General features: G+C 78.7%; 13 protein-coding genes. 4 read left to right on the top strand and 9 right to left on the bottom strand.

What is annotated here, in order from left to right:
* Window positions 1–6: 6 nt before the first annotated feature.
* The gene (locus ACUN9U_RS01315; protein WP_445483207.1) at window positions 7–768 is read right to left on the bottom strand and encodes an aminoglycoside phosphotransferase family protein; all 762 of its coding nucleotides are present in this window, start codon (window positions 766–768) and stop codon (window positions 7–9) included.
* Window positions 769–899: 131 nt separating this feature from the next.
* On the opposite strand from ACUN9U_RS01315, the gene ACUN9U_RS01320 reads away from it, so the two are divergent.
* Window positions 900–2,027: an SIS domain-containing protein gene (locus ACUN9U_RS01320; protein ID WP_445483113.1), complete on the top strand. Its 1,128-nt coding sequence runs from the start codon at window positions 900–902 to the stop codon at window positions 2,025–2,027.
* A gap of 3 nt (window positions 2,028–2,030) precedes the next feature.
* Here ACUN9U_RS01320 and ACUN9U_RS01325 read toward each other — a convergent pair whose 3' ends face one another.
* Window positions 2,031–2,828, bottom strand: a complete 798-nt coding sequence (locus ACUN9U_RS01325; protein WP_445483114.1) for an SGNH/GDSL hydrolase family protein — start codon at window positions 2,826–2,828, stop codon at window positions 2,031–2,033.
* 86 nt (window positions 2,829–2,914) lie between these two features.
* On the opposite strand from ACUN9U_RS01325, the gene ACUN9U_RS01330 reads away from it, so the two are divergent.
* Window positions 2,915–5,185, top strand: coding sequence for a serine hydrolase (locus tag ACUN9U_RS01330; protein ID WP_445483115.1), 2,271 nt, complete (start codon window positions 2,915–2,917; stop codon window positions 5,183–5,185).
* 87 nt (window positions 5,186–5,272) lie between these two features.
* Here ACUN9U_RS01330 and ACUN9U_RS01335 read toward each other — a convergent pair whose 3' ends face one another.
* Window positions 5,273–6,868, bottom strand: a complete 1,596-nt coding sequence (locus ACUN9U_RS01335; protein ID WP_445483116.1) for a methyl-accepting chemotaxis protein — start codon at window positions 6,866–6,868, stop codon at window positions 5,273–5,275.
* Window positions 6,869–7,175: 307 nt separating this feature from the next.
* Between ACUN9U_RS01335 and ahcY the strand changes: the two genes are divergently transcribed.
* Window positions 7,176–8,612, top strand: a complete 1,437-nt coding sequence (ahcY, locus tag ACUN9U_RS01340) for an adenosylhomocysteinase (RefSeq protein WP_445483117.1) — start codon at window positions 7,176–7,178, stop codon at window positions 8,610–8,612.
* Window positions 8,613–8,806: 194 nt separating this feature from the next.
* Here ahcY and ACUN9U_RS01345 read toward each other — a convergent pair whose 3' ends face one another.
* Window positions 8,807–9,637, bottom strand: a complete 831-nt coding sequence (locus tag ACUN9U_RS01345; protein ID WP_445483118.1) for an RDD family protein — start codon at window positions 9,635–9,637, stop codon at window positions 8,807–8,809.
* A 100-nt stretch (window positions 9,638–9,737) separates the two neighbouring features.
* On the opposite strand from ACUN9U_RS01345, the gene ACUN9U_RS01350 reads away from it, so the two are divergent.
* Window positions 9,738–10,733, top strand: a complete 996-nt coding sequence (locus tag ACUN9U_RS01350) for a stage II sporulation protein M (RefSeq protein WP_445483119.1) — start codon at window positions 9,738–9,740, stop codon at window positions 10,731–10,733.
* 52 nt (window positions 10,734–10,785) lie between these two features.
* On the opposite strand, the gene ACUN9U_RS01355 is transcribed toward ACUN9U_RS01350, so the two are convergent.
* Genes ACUN9U_RS01355 through ACUN9U_RS01375 form a run of 5 tightly spaced genes read right to left on the bottom strand, consistent with a single transcriptional unit; the run spans window position 10,786 to window position 16,568 of the window.
* Window positions 10,786–12,153, bottom strand: a complete 1,368-nt coding sequence (locus tag ACUN9U_RS01355; RefSeq protein WP_445483120.1) for a DUF58 domain-containing protein — start codon at window positions 12,151–12,153, stop codon at window positions 10,786–10,788.
* A gap of 56 nt (window positions 12,154–12,209) precedes the next feature.
* Window positions 12,210–13,211 carry an AAA family ATPase gene (locus tag ACUN9U_RS01360; protein ID WP_445483121.1) on the bottom strand — a complete coding sequence of 334 codons (1,002 nt, stop codon included), beginning with the start codon at window positions 13,209–13,211 and terminating at the stop codon, window positions 12,210–12,212.
* The gene (locus tag ACUN9U_RS01365) at window positions 13,208–14,755 is read right to left on the bottom strand and encodes a DUF4350 domain-containing protein (protein ID WP_445483122.1); all 1,548 of its coding nucleotides are present in this window, start codon (window positions 14,753–14,755) and stop codon (window positions 13,208–13,210) included. Before ACUN9U_RS01365 ends, ACUN9U_RS01360 begins: the two co-directional genes overlap by 4 nt.
* Window positions 14,752–15,477: a DUF4129 domain-containing protein gene (locus ACUN9U_RS01370; protein ID WP_445483123.1), complete on the bottom strand. Its 726-nt coding sequence runs from the start codon at window positions 15,475–15,477 to the stop codon at window positions 14,752–14,754. The genes ACUN9U_RS01365 and ACUN9U_RS01370 overlap by 4 nt, the downstream gene beginning before the upstream one ends.
* Entirely contained in the window at window positions 15,474–16,568 is a 1,095-nt protein-coding gene (locus ACUN9U_RS01375; protein WP_445483124.1) for a hypothetical protein, read from the bottom strand. The genes ACUN9U_RS01370 and ACUN9U_RS01375 overlap by 4 nt, the downstream gene beginning before the upstream one ends.
* Window positions 16,569–16,646: the final 78 nt, after the last annotated feature.

The raw sequence follows: 16,646 nt of genomic DNA on the forward strand, positions 1-16,646 counted from the left end.
CCCGGCTCAGCGACCAGCGCGCAGGAGCACCGCCGTCTCCGGGTAGGACCCGGGCGGGCCGAAGCCGTGCTCGGCCAGCCACGGGACAGCCGTGAGGCAGCGGTAGGCCCACCACGCCCGGACCAGGTTGGTGTCGACGGCCTCGCCGTAGCCGGCGAGCACGTCGGCGAGGTGCTCGGGGTGCCCCAGCGTCAGGACCGCGACGTCGAGCGCCGGGTCGCCCGGCCCCGCGGCGGACCAGTCGATGACGCCGGTGACGCGCCCGCCCTCGACGAAGACGTGGTCGGGCTGCAGGTCGCCGTGGGTGAAGGCGGGCGCGCTGGGGCGCAGCACCCCGAGGGCCAGCCGGCGGTTGCGCTCCAGCACGTCGGCGCCGACGACGCCGTGGGCAGCGAACCACGCGCACGCCCGGTCCAGGCGCGCGGCGAGGGCCGCCGTCGCGGCGTCCGGGGACGCCGGGGCCCCCGGGAAGCCGTCGGGCACGGGGGTCCCGTGGAGGGCGCGCACCGCGGCGCCGGCGGCCGTCCAGGCGGCGGCCCCGACGGGGGAGGGGCGGCCGAAGGTCCCCAGGGCGGTGCCGGGCACCCGCTCGAGGGCGAGCACCGGGTGGCGGCGCCACAGGACGCGCGGGGTGGGCACCGCCACCGCGGCCATGGCCGCGACCTCGGCGTCCGTGCCGGCGCGGTCGGGGTCGACCTTGAGGAAGACGTCACCGACCCGCAGCGTCGCGCGGGCCCGGTGGGCGACCAGGACCTCCACCTCCGGCAGGTCGGCCTGGTCCACGGGGGCCAGCGTCGTCGTCGCCGTCGAGCAGCGCCACCGCGCCCCGTGACCGGCGGTGCCGCGATGCTCGCGCGTCCGGGTGGGGCCGCGTCGGATGATGGGGGCGTGATGGCGCGATGATCGACGAAGCCCTCCTCGACGACCCCGCCGGCCTGGAGGCCGGCGACCCGCTCGGCGTGCTGCGCGCGCTGGCCGGCGCCGGCGCGCAGGTGCGCCGCGCCACCGACCACGCCCTGGAGTCCGGCATCGCCCGGCTGGACCCCTCCGACCGTCCCCGGGCGGTGCTGGTGGCGGCCCGCGGCGGCTCGGAGGTGGTGGCCGACGCCGTCACCGCGCTCGCCGGTGCCGCCTCCCCGGTGCCGGTGATCGCCCGCACCGGCGACGTGCTGCCCGGCTGGGTCGGACCGCTGGACATGGTGGTCTCGGTCTCGCTGTCGGGCTCGCAGAGCCCGGCGATCCCCGTGGTCGCCGAGGCGGGACGGCGGGGCGCCCGCGTGCTCACCGTCTCCCGCGAGGGCTCCGCCCTGGCCCGCGTCAGCCAGCAGGTGCGCGGCCTGCACGTGGAGACCCCCTCACCGGGGCGCGACGCCGTCGCCGTCCCCACCACCCGCACCGCGCTGTGGTCGCTGCTGACCCCCGTGCTGCTCGCCTTCGACAGGCTCGGGCTGCTCACCGCCGGCCCCACCGAGCTCGCCGCGCTGGCCGACGCCCTGGACGAGGAGGCCCGCGAGGACCGCCCCTCCTCGGACACCTTCGTCAACCCCGCCAAGGCGCTGGCCGTGGAGCTGGACGGGTCGGTGCCCGTGGTGCTCGGCGACGGCCCGGTCTCGGCGGTGGCCGCCCGCCGCGCCGCCACGGTGCTGGCCCGCTCCGCGCGGGTGCCGGCGCTGGCGGGCACGCTGCCCGACGACGCCGGCGACGTGGTCGCGACCTTCGGCGGCCCCTTCGCGACCACCCCGGACGACGTGTTCGCCGACCCGTTCCTGGACGGGCCCGGCGGCCCCAAGCTGCGCCTCATGCTGCTGCGGGAGATGGAGGCGCCCGCCAGCTCCGCCGTCGTCGCCATCGCCGAGCGGGCGGGGGTGCGCGTCTCGCAGGTGTCGGTGGAGGGGGAGACCCCGCTGCAGCGGCTGGGGCTGCTCATCGCGCGGACCGACTTCGCCGCCACCTACCTGGCGCTGGGCTCGGGCACGGACCCTGGCTCCAGCCCCCACGTGGCCGACCTGCGCGACGCCCTGCGCTGATCCTCAGAGCGCGCGGCGGGCGGGGCCCGCGGGCCCGCCCGCCGCGCCCAGCCCGGCCAGGGCGCGGGCCAGCAGCGGCTCGGCGGCCCGGTGCCCCTCGGGGCTCAGGTGCACCCCGTCGGCGCCCACGGAGGTGGCCGGCAGCAGCGCGGGGAACCAGGGCGTCGCGTCGACGAAGCCGGCACCGGTGCTGGTGGCGGCGCCGCGCAGGACCTCACTGACCGCCGTCCGGCGGGGGTCGGGCGTCTGGTCCATCGGCCCCACGACCACCAGCTGGGCCCGCGGGTAGGCCGCGTGCAGCCGCCCCACCACCTCCTGCGCCGCGGCGGCCAGGGCCGCGGGACGGGCGGCGACGTCGTTGCCGCCGCCCTCGACCACCACCAGGCGCACGCGCTCGGGGTCGGGCAGGGCCCAGGCGCCGCTGCGCAGCGCGGCCAGGTAGCCGGGGCGCCCCGCGGCGGCCGTCACGTAGCCCGTGCCGTAGCCGCCGCGCAGCTCGACGTCGTAGCCCCGGGCGCGCACGCCCGCCACCACCCAGGTGTCCTCGGCAGGGGTCGCCAGCGCGCCGTGGGCCTGGGAGTCACCCACCACGAGCGCCACCGCGGCCTCCTCCCGGGGGCCCGTCGGCGCTGCTCGGGCGGGAGCCGGCGCTGCGGCGGCGGGGGCGGGTGCTGCGGCGGCGGGCGCGAGCGGGCCCGACCCGGTGCGGGGGCTCGCGGCGGGCGACCCGGCGAGCACCGCAGCGGCCAGGACGGCGGCGGCCCGCGCGCCCCGGCGGCTCCGGGCCCTGCGCTGCAGCACGGAGGCGAGTCTGCCCCGCCCGCCCCGCCGGGGTGGGCGGTTCGTCCCGACCTGTGCGGGGGCACCGGGTCGGGGATCATCGTGCCGTGACCGTCCGGCCGCCAGGAGCCGCGCCCGCCCACCCGGCGCCGCGGCCCGTGCCGGACGGGCGCGGGCGGGACACCGGTGTGGACCTGCTGCGGTCGGTGGCGCTGCTGCGGGTGGTCGTCTGGCACGCCCTGGCGGCGGCGTGGGTGACGTGGGCGCTGCCGGCCGTGCCCGTCCTCTTCTTCGCCACCGGCGCGCTCCTGGCTCAGGGCCGGGGACGGCGCCCCTGGCGCCGGGTGCTGCCGGCGCGGCTGCGCCGCCTGCTGCTCCCGGTGTGGGCGTACGGCGTCGTCGTCGCGGGGACGGTGCTCGCGGCACCGCTGGTGGGAGCCGGGACCCTCCCGGCGCTCACGCCCGCGGCGCTGGCCCGGGCGCTGCCGTGGGTGGTCCCGCTGGTGGCGCCCCAGGGGGCGGCGTGGCAGGGCGGCTGGCTGTCGGGGCACCTGTGGTACATCACCGCGCACCTGTGGTTCCTGCTGCTGGCGCCGCTGCTCCTGGCCCTGGCGCGCTGGCCGCTGCGGACCCTCGCCGCGGCCGCGGCCGGCGTGGGGCTGCTCGAGGCGAGCAGCCTGCTGCCGGCGCCGGGCCTGTCGCCCGCCGTGCGGCTCGGCACGGGCGACCTGCTCTGCTACGGGCTCTTCGTGGTGCTCGGGGCGGCCTGGGCGCGGCGTCCCCGGGTGGGGGCCGGCACGCCGGTGCGGCCGCTCCCGGTCCTGGTGGGGGCCGCGCTGCTGGGCCTGGCCGCGGCGTTCGCGCTGGCCTCGCCCACCGCCGGCCCGGTGGTCAACGACTCCTACGTGCTGCTGCTGCTCACCGGCGTCGCCTGGCTGGCGCTGCTGGCGGGGGTGGAGGGCCCGCTGCGCGCGGTCGCCGACCGTCCCGCGGTGGCGCGCGCCACCGCGGCCGTCAGCGCCCGCGCCATGACCGTCTACCTGTGGCACCCGGCGGCCGTCGTCGTCACGGTGTGGCTCCTGCGCCCCGGCGCGGGAGCGGCCGGTGCGGTGGTGGTGCTCGCGGGGACGGCCGTGCTGACCGCCCTGGCCGTGCTGCTCCTGGGCTGGCTGGAGGACCTCGCCGCGCGCCGCCCCGTGCGCCTCCTGCCGCTGCCCGGGCCCTCCGCCGGCGCCCGGCCCGCGGGACCTCGGCCCGTCGGCGTCCCCCTGCGCCTGGGGGGCCCCGCCGCGCTGACGGCGGGCGCGACCTCGGTGGTGCTCGCCCTCGCCCTCACCGCCCCGGCCTCGGTGGTCACGGCGCTGCCGCCGCCCTCGGACCGCACGGCCCTGGGCGACGCCGCCTTCTCCCAGCGCGAGCCCGTGGACCTGGCCGGGCGCGACGCGCCGCTGACGGCCCTCGACGAGCGGGCGCTGCAGGCCGCGCTCGACGGCTGGGCCGAGCAGAACCCGCAGTTCGGCCAGGTCACCGCCGCCGTGGCCTCCGGCGACGTCGTGTGGGCCGGCAGCGCGAGCACCGACGGGCCCGCCCCGGACCCGGCGCAGCCGGTGCCCCTGCTGAGCCTGACCAAGACCGTCACGGCCGCCCTCGTGCTGCGCCAGGTGAGCGCCGGCGCCCTGGCGCTGGACGAGCCCGTCCCGCCCGTCGAGGGCGTGGTGCCGCCGGCGGGGGAGCCGGTCACGCTGCGCCAGCTGCTGCAGCACACCTCCGGCATCCCGCAGTACTTCACCGTGGAGGGGTACGACCCCCAGGCCGAGGCCACGGCCGCCGAGCTGGTCTCGCTGTCGACCTCCGCGCAGCGGTGGGCGGAGCCCGGCACCGAGGTCGTCTACACCAACAGCGGGTACCTGTGGCTGACGCTGCTGCTCGAGCAGGTGACCGGGGAGCCCTACGCCGAGCAGGTGGCGGGCCTGGTCGAGCCGCTCGGCCTGGAGGGCCTGCGCGCCGACGTGCCCGACGGGCCCGGCTGGGTGGGGCAGGGCTCCGGCGGGGTCAGCGCGACGCCGGGCGACGCCGCGCGGTGGGTGGACGCCCTCCTCGGGCGGCAGGTGGTCCTCACCGCCGAGGAGCTCGCCGTGGCCACCGACCTCGGCACCCTGAACACCGGCCTGTCGGTGTGGCCGCTGTGCCCCTGCTGGACCGACCCCGACGGCACGCGGCGCGCGGCGGGGCTGGGCCACCACCTGTCCTCCGGGGGCGCCTACGCCTTCCCCGCCGAGCGGGTCACCATGCTCGGCTGGATGGAACCCTCAGGCCCCGAGGCGCAGGCGGCGCTGCCGGGTCTGCTGGACGCGCTGCGCACCGCCCTGCCGGGCTGACCGGGCTGACCGGGCCGGCGCCCGGCACGCCGGGGCGCCGCCGCGCGGGTCACCCGCGCGACGGCGCCTCCGGCGGTCCTGGCCGGGTCAGAAGCGGAAGACCGACACGTCCGAGCGCAGCGCCGCGGCCATGCGGGCCAGCTCCTCCACCGCGGTGCCCGTCTGCGCGAGCGCCGAGCTGGTCGCCGACGCGGCGCGCGTGACGCCGGCGGTGTTGGCGGCGATCTGGTCGGTGCCGCCGGCGGCCTCGGCGACCGCCCGCGACATCTCCTGCGTGGTGGCGGTCTGCTCCTCCACCGCCGAGGCGATGGCGGTCTGGTAGCCCGAGATCCGCTCGATGACCTCGGCGATGCCGGCGATGGCGTCGGCGGCGCCCGCGGAGTCGTGCTGGATCGCCTCGACGCGACGGACGATGTCCTCCGTGGCGCGCGCGGTGCCCTGCGCCAGCTCCTTCACCTCGGTGGCGACCACGGCGAAGCCCTTGCCGGCCTCGCCGGCGCGGGCGGCCTCGATGGTGGCGTTCAGGGCCAGCAGGTTGGTCTGCTCGGCGATCGAGGTGATGACCTTGACGACGTCGCCGATCTCCCGGCTGGAGGCGCCGAGGCGCAGCACCGTGTCGTTGGCGGCGGTCGCCGCGGTGACGGCGGTGGTGGCCACCTGGGTCGCCTCGGTGGTGGACCTGGCGATCTCGCGGATGGCCGCGCCCATCTGCTCCGCCCCGGCCGCCACGGTCTGCACGCTGCCCGCCACCTCGGTGGCGGCGCCGCTGACCACGCCGGACTGGGCGCTGGTCTCGTCGGCGGAGGCGCTGATCTGCACGGTGGTGGCCGACAGCTCCTCGGAGGCCGCCGCGACGGCGTCCGCCGAGCGCACCACCGAGCCCATCACCTGGCGCAGGGAGGTCAGCGCCCGGCCGAGGGCCTCCGCGGTGGCGCCCAGCTCGTCGCGGCCGCTGACGGGCGGCGCCGCGGTGAGGTCGCCGCCGGCGAGGGCCTCCACGGAGGCGCGCACCGCGCGGACGGTCGCCGTGGTCCGGCGGACGACGACGGTGGCGACGGCCCCGGCCGCCAGCACGCCGAGCGCGAGCGCCAGCCACATCAGCAGCTCCGCGCGGGCGGCCGTGGCCGCGCCCTCGGCGTTGACGGCGGCGGCGCGGTCGCGGTTGCCGTCGGACTCGACCTGGATGTCGTCCATGACGGCGTCGACGGCGTCCTGCAGCGGGCCGGTGACGATGTCGCTGACGGCCTCGGTCCTGCCGGCGTCGACGGCGGGCACCAGCTCACCGGTGGCGACGGCGTAGTAGTCGGCGAGGGCGTCCGCGAGCTCCTGCGCGCTGTCGGGGTCGTTGGCCACCTCGCGGTAGTCGGCGAGCTGGGAGTCCAGCGTGGCCTTGCGCTCGACCAGCTCGGCGCTGACCTCGGCGCGGGCGTCGGCGTCCAGCAGCCCGTAGGCGGCGTAGCGGGCGCGGTCTCCCTGGTAGGAGCGCTGCAGGTCGTTGAGGCGGCTCATCGGGACGACGGCCTCGGCGTACAGGCGCTGCTGGCCCTCCTCCAGGGCGCCGAGGCGGTCCACGGCCAGGACGGTCAGGCCGGTGCTCACGAGCCCCAGCACGGCGAGGGAGGCGCCGAGCTTGATGCCGAGCGGGGCGTCGGCCAGGCGGCGGGCGGGGGCAGTGGTCGGCACGGGACCTCCGGTGGTGTGGTGCACGAAGCAGGGCCCTGCTGGTGGACCCGCTCCGGGCATCGGCAGCGCGCGGGGGGTGCTTGAGCCCGCGCGGCAGGTGGGTTCGGGGGGCGGGCGCGCCGTGGAGGGCGCCGGGGGCCGGCCCGGAGCCTGCCCGGGGCGCCGAGACGCCCCGGCGCGTACAGTGGGGTGGTCCGGCGTCGGTGCTGACCGAGGCCCAGAGGGGCCGCGCCGGCAGGTCATCGACGCCAGCCGCCGCCCCCGGGGCCGCGGCCGCCGTCGCTCGCCCACCCTCTGGAGAACCCCCGTGACTGTGCAGCACCGCGTGCGCGACCTGTCCCTGGCCCCGTCCGGCCGCCACCAGATCCGCCTCGCCGAGCACGAGATGCCCGGCCTCATGGCCCTGCGGGAGCGCTACGCCGCCTCCCAGCCGCTGGCCGGGGCCCGCATCGCCGGCTCCATCCACATGACCGTGCAGACCGCCGTGCTCATCGAGACCCTCGTGGCGCTGGGCGCCGAGGTCCGCTGGGCCAGCTGCAACATCTTCTCCACCGACGACGCCGCGGCCGCCGCCGTCGTCGTCGGGGTCGACGGCACCCCCGAGGCCCCCGCGGGCGTGCCGGTCTTCGCCTGGAAGGGCGAGACCCTCGAGGAGTACTGGGAGTGCACCGACGCGATCTTCCGGTGGGAGGGCCACGACGGCCCCAACATGATCCTCGACGACGGCGGCGACGCCACGCTCCTCGTCCACAAGGGCGTCGAGTTCGAGGCCGCCGGCGCCGTCCCCACCGCCACCGAGGACGACCCCGAGGAGTACGGCGTCATCCTCGAGACCCTGCGCCGCTCGCTGGCCGAGGACGGCCAGCGCTTCACGCGCATGGCGCCCGGCATCAAGGGCGTCACCGAGGAGACGACCACGGGCGTGCACCGGCTGTACGAGATGCAGCGCGCCGGCACGCTGCTCTTCCCGGCGATGAACGTCAACGACGCCGTCACCAAGAGCAAGTTCGACAACACCTACGGCGTGCGCCACTCCCTGGTCGACGGCATCAACCGGGCCACCGACGTCCTCATCGGCGGCAAGACCGCCGTGGTGTGCGGCTACGGCGACGTCGGCAAGGGCTCCGCGGAGTCCCTGCGCGGGCAGGGCGCCCGCGTGCTCGTCACCGAGACCGACCCCATCTGCGCGCTCCAGGCGGCCATGGACGGCTACCAGGTGGTCCGCCTGGAGGACGTCCTGGACCAGGCGCACTTCGTCATCACCGCGACCGGGTGCAAGGACGTGGTGACGGCCGAGCACCTGGCGGGGCTGCGCGACAAGGCCGTGGTCGGCAACGTCGGCCACTTCGACAACGAGATCGACATGGCGGGCCTGGCCCGCATCCCCGGCGTGCAGCGCACGGAGATCAAGCCGCAGGTGCACGAGTGGACCTTCCCCGACGGCCACTCGGTGATCATCCTGTCCGAGGGCCGGCTGCTGAACCTCGGCAACGCCACCGGGCACCCGTCGTTCGTGATGTCCAACTCCTTCTCCGACCAGGTGATCGCGCAGGTCGAGCTGTTCACCAAGCCCGAGGAGTACCCCACCGCCGTCCACCTGCTGCCCAAGCACCTGGACGAGGAGGTCGCCCGCCTGCACCTGGAGGCGCTGGGCGCCCAGCTCACCGAGCTGACCAAGGCCCAGGCCGAGTACCTCGGGGTCGACGTCGCAGGGCCGTACAAGCCCGACCACTACAAGTACTGAGCCGCTGACGCGCCCGGCGGGCCGTCCCCCACGTCGGGGGGCGGCCCGCCGTCGTCGTCCCGTCGCACGTGCCGGAACCGCAACCGGGCGCCCGGCTGCGCTTCCGGGGGCCGGGGAAGCGCAACCGGGCGCTCGGCTGCGGTGAAGAGGGGGTCGCGAAGCGCAACCGGGCGCTCGGCTGCGGTGGGTGGGCGTCAGAGGCCGGTGAGGCGGCGCGCCTGCTCGTGCAGCGCGTCGCGGCGCGCCCGCTCGCGCTGGGCGCGGGCCGTGTCGCGCTCGCGGCGCTCGGCCAGGACGGCGGCCAGCAGCCGCTCCGGCGGCGTCCCCGGCGGCGGGGGTGGGGCCACCAGCGCGGAGACCTCCGCCGCCAGGGACCCCAGCAGCCGCGCCCGCGACGCCGGGTGCAGCCGGTCGGCGCGTCCCAGCGCGGTGCGCGCAGCCACCGCCAGCCGGCCCGGCACCATGCCGACGTCAGCGCTGCGCGCCCAGGCCGCCAGCTCCGGCGCCTGCGGCAGCGCCTGCGGCCGGGGCCTGGGCAGCCGGTCGCGCACCACCACGGTGCCGGCCAGCTGGTCGCCCACGCGCTTGCCGCGGGCGGACACCAGCGAGGCGATGGCGGCCACCGACCCGCCCGTGAGCCACAGCTCCCCGACCCCGGCCAGCGCCCTGACCAGGGCCTGCCGCGCCCGCACCGGGCCGCCGTCGTCGCGCACCACCCGCAGCCCGGCGGCCGCCTTGCCGGGGGAGCGGCCGCGGGTGAGGGTCTCCCACGCCACCGGCAGCACGACGAGCACCAGCACGGACAGCGACAGCCCGGTGGCGGCCAGCGTGGCGTCGTCGGCCCCGTCGGTGGCCACCGCCACGACGACGAAGCCCCCCACCAGCAGCACCAGCTGGACGACGACGTCGAGGGCCAGCGCCAGCACCCGCGAGAGCAGCCCCGCCGGGCGCACCTCCAGCTCCACGGCCTCGCCGGTGACCAGCGCCGGCGGCAGCGCGAGCGCGTCGTCGGCCTGCTCGGCCACAGCTGCTCCCTCCCGGCGCGGCGTCCTCCGGCAGCTGCGTGCCGGTGCTGCCCGCGCCCACGGGCAGTCTGACGGGTGGCCCGCAGGGCACACTGGGCGGGTGGACGCCGAGGCCCTCGCGGCCGTGCACTCCGACGAGTGGGAGGAGCTGGAGCGCCTCCTGCGCCGCCGGCAGCTGAGCGGGGAGCAGGCCGACCGCCTGGTGCTGCTCTACCAGCGCGCCGCCACGCACCTGTCGCAGGTGCGCTCCTCCGGCGGCGACCCGGCGGTCGCCGCGCACCTGTCGCGGTTGGTGGCCCGCGCCCGCACCCGGATCGCCGGGGCCCGCGAGCCCGCCTGGCGCGACCTGGCCCGCTTCACCACCACCTCCTTCCCCGCCGCCCTGTGGCGCGTGCGCTGGTGGACGGCGGCGGCAGCGGCCTTCACGCTGCTGGTCAGCGCCGCCACGGCTGCCTGGATCGTGCGCGACCCCGCCGTCCTGGCGTCCCTGGGCACGGACGAGCAGCTGCGGCAGTACGTCGAGTCCGACTTCGCCGGCTACTACTCCGCCGACCCCGCCGCGGCGTTCTCCGCGCGGGTGTGGACCAACAACGCCTGGATCGCGGCGCAGTGCGTCATCTTCGGCGTCAGCGGGGTCTGGGTGCCGTGGGTGCTCTTCCAGAACGCCGTCGGCATCGGCCAGGCGGCGGGGCTGATGATCAGCTACGGGCAGGGCCCGCTCTTCTTCGGGCTGATCCTCCCGCACGGCCTCCTGGAGCTGACCAGCGTCTTCGTGGCTGCCGGCGCGGGGCTGAAGCTGTTCTGGGCGCTGGTCGACCCGGGCCCGCGGCCCCGCGCGCAGGCGCTGGCCGAGGAGGGGCGCGCCCTGGTGACGGTGGCGCTCGGGCTGGTGGTGGTGCTCGCGCTGTCCGGGGTGGTCGAGGGCTTCGTGACCCCCAGCGGTCTGCCGACGTGGGCGCGCATCGCCATCGGTGCCCTCGCCCTGGCGGCCTTCCTCGTCTACGGCGGGGTGCTGGGGCGCCGGGCGCACCGGCGCGGGGAGACCGGGGACGTGCGCGAGGAGCAGCGCGAGGCAGTCCAGCCCGTCGCCGGCTGACCCGTCCCCGTCCCCGTGGTGCGCGGCGGGCGGAGCGCCCGGGCAGGGGGCGCTACAGGCGGCCGGCGGCCTTGAGGGACAGGTAGGCGTCCGCGAGCCGGGGCGGCAGGTGCTCGGGGTCGGCGTCGACCACCACCGCGCCGGTGCGCCGCACCAGCGCCGTCATCGCCGCCCGCTCCAGCCGGGTGCGCTCGGCGGCCGCCGCCGTGTACGCGTCGGCGGCGTCCGGGCCGCTGCGACGGCGCGCGCCGTCCCCGCGCTCGGCGGCCATGGCGTCCAGCGCCGGGTCGGCCACCGAGGCCACCACCACGGTGTGCAGGCCGGTGAGCGTGGCCAGCACGGGCAGCAACCCGGCCTCGGCCGCGGGCTCCAGCGGGGTGAGCAGCACCAGCAGGCCCCGGTGCGGCATCCGGCGGCGCACCTGCGCCACCAGCGCGGCCCAGTCGGCCTCGACCAGCGCCGGCTCCAGCGGCGCCATGGCCTGCACCAGCGCCGGCATGAGCGCCGGCGGGCGCTGCCCCGTCACCGCCGCGCGCACCGCGCGGTCCGCCGCGAGCAGGTCCACCCGGTCACCGGCGGCCGCGGCCACCGCCGCGAGCAGCAGGGCGGCGTCCATCGCGGCGTCCAGCCGCGGCGCGTCCCCGATCCGCGCCGCCGACGTGCGCGAGGTGTCCAGCACCACCAGCACCCGCCGGTCGCGCTCGGGCCTCCAGGTGCGCACCACCAGCGCGCCGCGGCGGGCGGTCGCGCGCCAGTCGACCGAGCGGGCGTCGTCGCCGTCCACCCACTCGCGCAGGCTGTCGAACTCGGTGCCCTGCCCGCGCACCTGCACGCTGGCCGACCCGTCGAGGGTGCGCAGCCGCTCCAGGGCCGCCGGCAGGTGGCGGCGCGAGGTGAACGGCGGCAGCACCCGCACCCGCCCCGGTGCGGGCAGCGTGCGCTGCCGCGCCGCCAGCCCGAGCGGGCCCAGCGACCGCACCACGACGGCGGCCACCTCGCGGTCCCCGCGCCGCCGCGGCTCCAGCTCGGTGACCAGCCGGCGCCGCTCCCCGGGCGGCACGTCCAGGCGGTGCCGGCCCGCCGGGGGGACGACGACCCCCGCTGACGGCCCCCAGGCGTCCCGCAGCGCCCCGCGCAGGCGGCGCCCGCCGCCGCCCTCCACCACCAGCGGCACGGCGGTGCGCTCGCCCAGGCGCACCGCCCGCGCCTCCTCGCGCCGCACCGACAGCGTCCGCGGGGAGGCCGCCAGCGCGAGGTCGAGCGCGGTGAGCACCACGACGAGCGCGGCCCAGCCCAGCACGCCCGCCCAGCGCAGCCAGCCGCCCCCCGCGCCGTCGCCGCCGCCGAGCAGCGCCGGCACGAGGGCGGCGGGCACCGCGCCGAGCGCCACCAGCAGCACCCAGCGGCCGGTCAGCACCACGGGGCACCGGCCCGCACAGGGGTCACCGGGAGAGCCATCGGGAGGTCACCGTGGGCTCACCGGGGCACCGGCACGCCGGCCAGCACGCTCTCCAGGACGGCGTCGACGCTGGCGCCGTCCAGCTCCGCCTCCGGGCGCAGCTGCACCCGGTGGCGCAGGACGGGCAGGCTGAACGCCTTGACGTCGTCGGGCACCACGTAGTCGCGTCCGGTCAGCCACGCCCACGCCCGGGCCGCCGCCAGCAGCGCCGTCGCACCGCGCGGGGAGGCGCCCAGGCGCAGCGACGGCGCGGTGCGCGTGGCGCGGGCGACGTCGACGACGTACTCGACCACCTCGCGAGCCACGTGCACCCGCGCGACGGCCGCGCGGGCGGCTGCGAGGTCCTGCGGGCCGGCGACGGCCCTCACGCCCGCGGCCGCGAGGTTCCGCGGGTCGAAGCCGGCGGCGTGGCGCGCCAGGACCTCGACCTCGGTCTCGCGCGGGGGCAGCGGCACCACGAGCTTGAGCAGGAACCGGTCCAGCTGGGCCTCGGGCAGCGGGTAGGTGCCCTCCTGCTCCACGGGGTTCTGCGTGGCGGCCACCAGGAACGGCTCGGGCAGGCGGTGGGCGGTGCCGTCGACGGTCACCTGCCGCTCCTCCATCGCCTCGAGCAGCGAGGCCTGGGTCTTGGGCGGTGTCCTGTTGATCTCGTCGGCCAGCAGCAGCTGGGTGAAGACCGGGCCGGGGCGGAAGGCGAACCCGCCGCTGTGCGACTCGTAGACCAGGGAGCCGGTGATGTCACCGGGCATGAGGTCGGGGGTGAACTGCACCCGCCCGCTGCTCATCGACAGCGACGCCGACAGCGCCCGCACCAGCAGCGTCTTGGCGGTGCCGGGCACGCCCTCCAGGAGCACGTGGCCGCCGCACAGCAGGGCGACGACGACGCCGGTGACCACGCCCTCCTGCCCCACGACGGCCTTGGCGACCTCGGTGCGGACGGCGGCGAGCGCCGCGCGGGCGTCGGCGTCGGACGGGGTGCCGGGGGTGCGCTCCGGCGGCGCGGTGGGGGAGTCGGTCACGAGGGGTCCTCAGGAGTCGTCGGGGTCGTCGGGGTCGTCGTCGTGCGGGACCGGCTGGTCAGGTCGGCACGGCCGCTCTGGCCGCTCTGGTCGCTCCGGCCGCTCCGGCTGCTCGGGTCAGCGCGCCCGGCGGGGGCGAGGGCCGCCTGGAGGGCGTCGACGTCGCGCAGCAGGGCGGCCAGCTCCGCGTCGTCGGCAGGCGGCGGCCCGCTGAGCAGGCGCTCCACGGCCGCCGCGGTCCAGCGGTCCGCCGCGGAGGCCGGCCGGCCCCCGGCACCGCCGGTGCGCACGGCGTGGGCGGTGCCCGCGGCCAGCACCTCCGCGGGTGTGCCGGGGGGCAGGCCCAGGCGCTGCTGCAGCCGCCACCGCAGGGCGGCGCGCAGCGCCCCGCCGGCGCCGCCGGGGTCGCGGGACGCCCGGTACAGCGCCGCGCGCCCGCGCGCCGTCTCCACCGAGCGCACCACCACCGGCAGCGGCTCGACCACGAGCGCCCCGAAGCGGCGCGCCCGCCACACCACCGCGGCCACCGCCACGAGCGCCAGCTGCACGGCCAGGGGCGCGAGCCAGGGCGGCAGCAGCTGCGCGGGGGAGGGCGCGGCGTCGGGGTCGGCGTCGAGGAAGGAGGAGACCAGCCACACCACCCGCGGCTGCGAGCCCGCCGCCCGCAGGCCGAGCGCGGCGCCACCCGCCTCGTCGAGCAGCTCGTTGGACACCAGGGCGGGCTGGGCGAGCACGCGCACCACCGCGCCGCCCGGGGCGGTGCCGACGCCGTACAGGCCGTCGAAGCAGGTCACGGGCGCCTGCCCGGCGCCGCCGCCGTCGCCGTCAGCACCGCCGGCGAACAGCGGCTCGGCCACCGGGTCGAAGGCGTCGGCGGCGGCGACGTCGGCCTCGCTGGCCACGCTGCCCGCGGCCGACGCGTCGGGGTCCTCGCACCGGGCGGGGACGGGGTCGTCGCCGGGTGGGGCGTCCTGCGCGCTGACCACCGCGGCGGTCGCTGCGGCCGACCGCCGGACGGTCTGCGCCGAGCGCTCCCGCTCGTCGCCCGCCAGCTGCAGACCGGTGCCGGTCGCCTCCAGGACCGACGCGGACGCGCCCAGGAGCAGCACGGCCGCTGCGCCGTCCACGAGCCCCCGCAACCGCTCGGGGTCGAGCAGCTGGGGGTCGGTGACCACCAGCGTCGCGCCACCGCCGCCGCCGTCGTCGCCGCCGTCGTCGCCGCCGCCGTCGCCGCCGAGCGCCTCGGCGGCGGCCGCCGCCGTGGCGACGCGCTCCACGGGCACCCCGCCCTGCTCGAGCAGGGCCGCCAGCGCCCGTCCGCCACCCGGCGCGGGGTTGTCGGGGTCGAGGTCGCGTCCGCCCGAGCGCGTCCCCAGCAGCGCCGCCAGCGCCGGGACCGCCACGAGGACGACGACGAGGAGGGCCACGAGCAGCCGGCGCCGGGCCGGCCCGCCCGGCCCCCTCCTCCGGGGTGCCGCCGCGTGCGCGCCCGCGCCGGCCGGTGGTGCGGAGCTGGCGGGCGCGGCGGCGTCCGTCGTCGTCACCGCCCGGCCCCTGCCGCGGCGGTGCCCGTCGTGGCGGTGCCGGTCGTGGGGGCGCCGGCCGTGGGGGCGCCTGTCGTGGGGGTGCCGGTGCGGTCGGGCCGGGTGGCGGCGGCCTGCTCGTCGAGGGCGGCGACGGCCGCGGCGTCCTCGCGGCGGGCGCGCCGGCCGCCGTACAGGACGCCGTCGAAGAGCTCGGCCACCGCGCGCAGCCGCGGCGCCAGCCCGGGCAGCGCACCGGCCGCCTCGCGGGCGGCCTCGGCGGCGGTCAGGCCCGGTGCCGCGCCGACCAGGTCGCGCTCCTGCAGGCCGCGCACCAGTGCGCGGAAGCCGACCACCACGGCGTCGTCCCAGCGCTCCTCGCGCGCCGCCAGGCGGGCCTCGCGGCGCAGCGCGGCGGCGTCGGCGGCGCCGACGAGCCCGGCCTCGTCGCCCGCCGCGGCGCGCCGGGCCGCCCCTCCGGTGCGGCGCACGAGCAGGGCCACCACCACGGCGACCGCGAGCACGAGCAGCACGACCACCACCACCTGCAGCGCGCCGCCGCCCGAGGGCCCCTCCAGGCGCGACAGCGCGTCCAGGACGGCGTCCCACGCGCGCTGCAGCAGCCCCGGCTCGGCCTCGCGGTACACCCGGCGCGACAGCTCCCGCTCCGCGGCGCGGCGCGCCTCGTCAGCGCCCGGCGCGAGGGGGGCCCCGGCCAGCAGCAGCGGCGACAGCGCCGTCACTGCGCCGCGGAGCGGGCCAGCTCGACGTCCAGGCCCTCCTGGCGCATGCGCTGGTCGACGTACTGCAGCGCCGTCACCGCGGACTGCAGCGGGTAGAGCACGGTGTAGACCAGCGCCGTCCCGACGCCCGTGACCGCCAGGGTCACCGGCAGGTACAGCGGGCTGTCGAGGCCGACGACGCTGCCGGCGATGGTGCCGATGATCGTGAACGGGGTGGACACCACCCCGCCGACCACCGCCACGCACACCGCGGTGAGCAGCCAGATGCCCAGCAGGCGCCAGAACCCGCGCCGCGAGAGCCCCCAGGCGCGCCGCACCGCACCGCCGACGCCCTGCCCCTCGAGCACCAGCGCCGCGGGCGCGAGCAGCAGGCGCGTGGACAGCCACAGGCCCAGCGCGAGGGCGCCCAGCAGGCCGACCAGCACGAGCAGGACGCCGCCGAGCACCGCACCGTCGCTGCCGCCGGTCGCCCCGCCGACCAGGAGGACCAGGCCGGGCACCACCAGGGCGGTGACCGCCAGGCCCGGCAGCAGCGACACCAGCAGGGACACCCCGACCAGCGCCCACAGCCGCTCGCGCACCCGCCGCCACAGCTCGGCCCCCGGCGTGCGGCGCCCCAGCACCGCCGTGCTCACCGACACGGTGACCACGCCGGTCAGCAGGGCGGTGGCCACCAGGGTGAGCACCGAGGTGAGCAGCAGGCCCCCCACGACGCCCGGCACCGCCGAGCTGAAGGAGTCCAGCACCTGCTCCGGCGGTGCCGCCGGGTCCTGCAGGGAGGTGAGCAGGTCCCCGGTGAACACCGCCTGCAGGACGGACTGCAGCACCGTGATGACGACGACGACGACCGCGGCGCTGCCCAGCAGCGGCCCGGGGTTGGACCTCACTGCGCGGAACGCGCCGTCCCACAGCTCGCCCAGGGAGAGCGGGCGCAGCGGGATGATCCCCGGGCGCGGCGCCGGAGCGGCCCACGACCCGCCGCCGGGCACCTGCGCCGGCTGCCCCCAGCCTCCGGCCGGCTGCTGCGGCGGGACCGGCGGGGGCTGCTGGCCCCCGGCACCGGGCGCGGTCCAGCTCGGCGGCTCGCTCATGGCGCCCATCGTGGCACCCCGCGGCCGCCGACCGGGTGCAGCCAGCCGTGGATCGCTGCGGTGCCCACAGCGAGGTCA

Source organism: Quadrisphaera sp. KR29 (assembly GCF_052644995.1).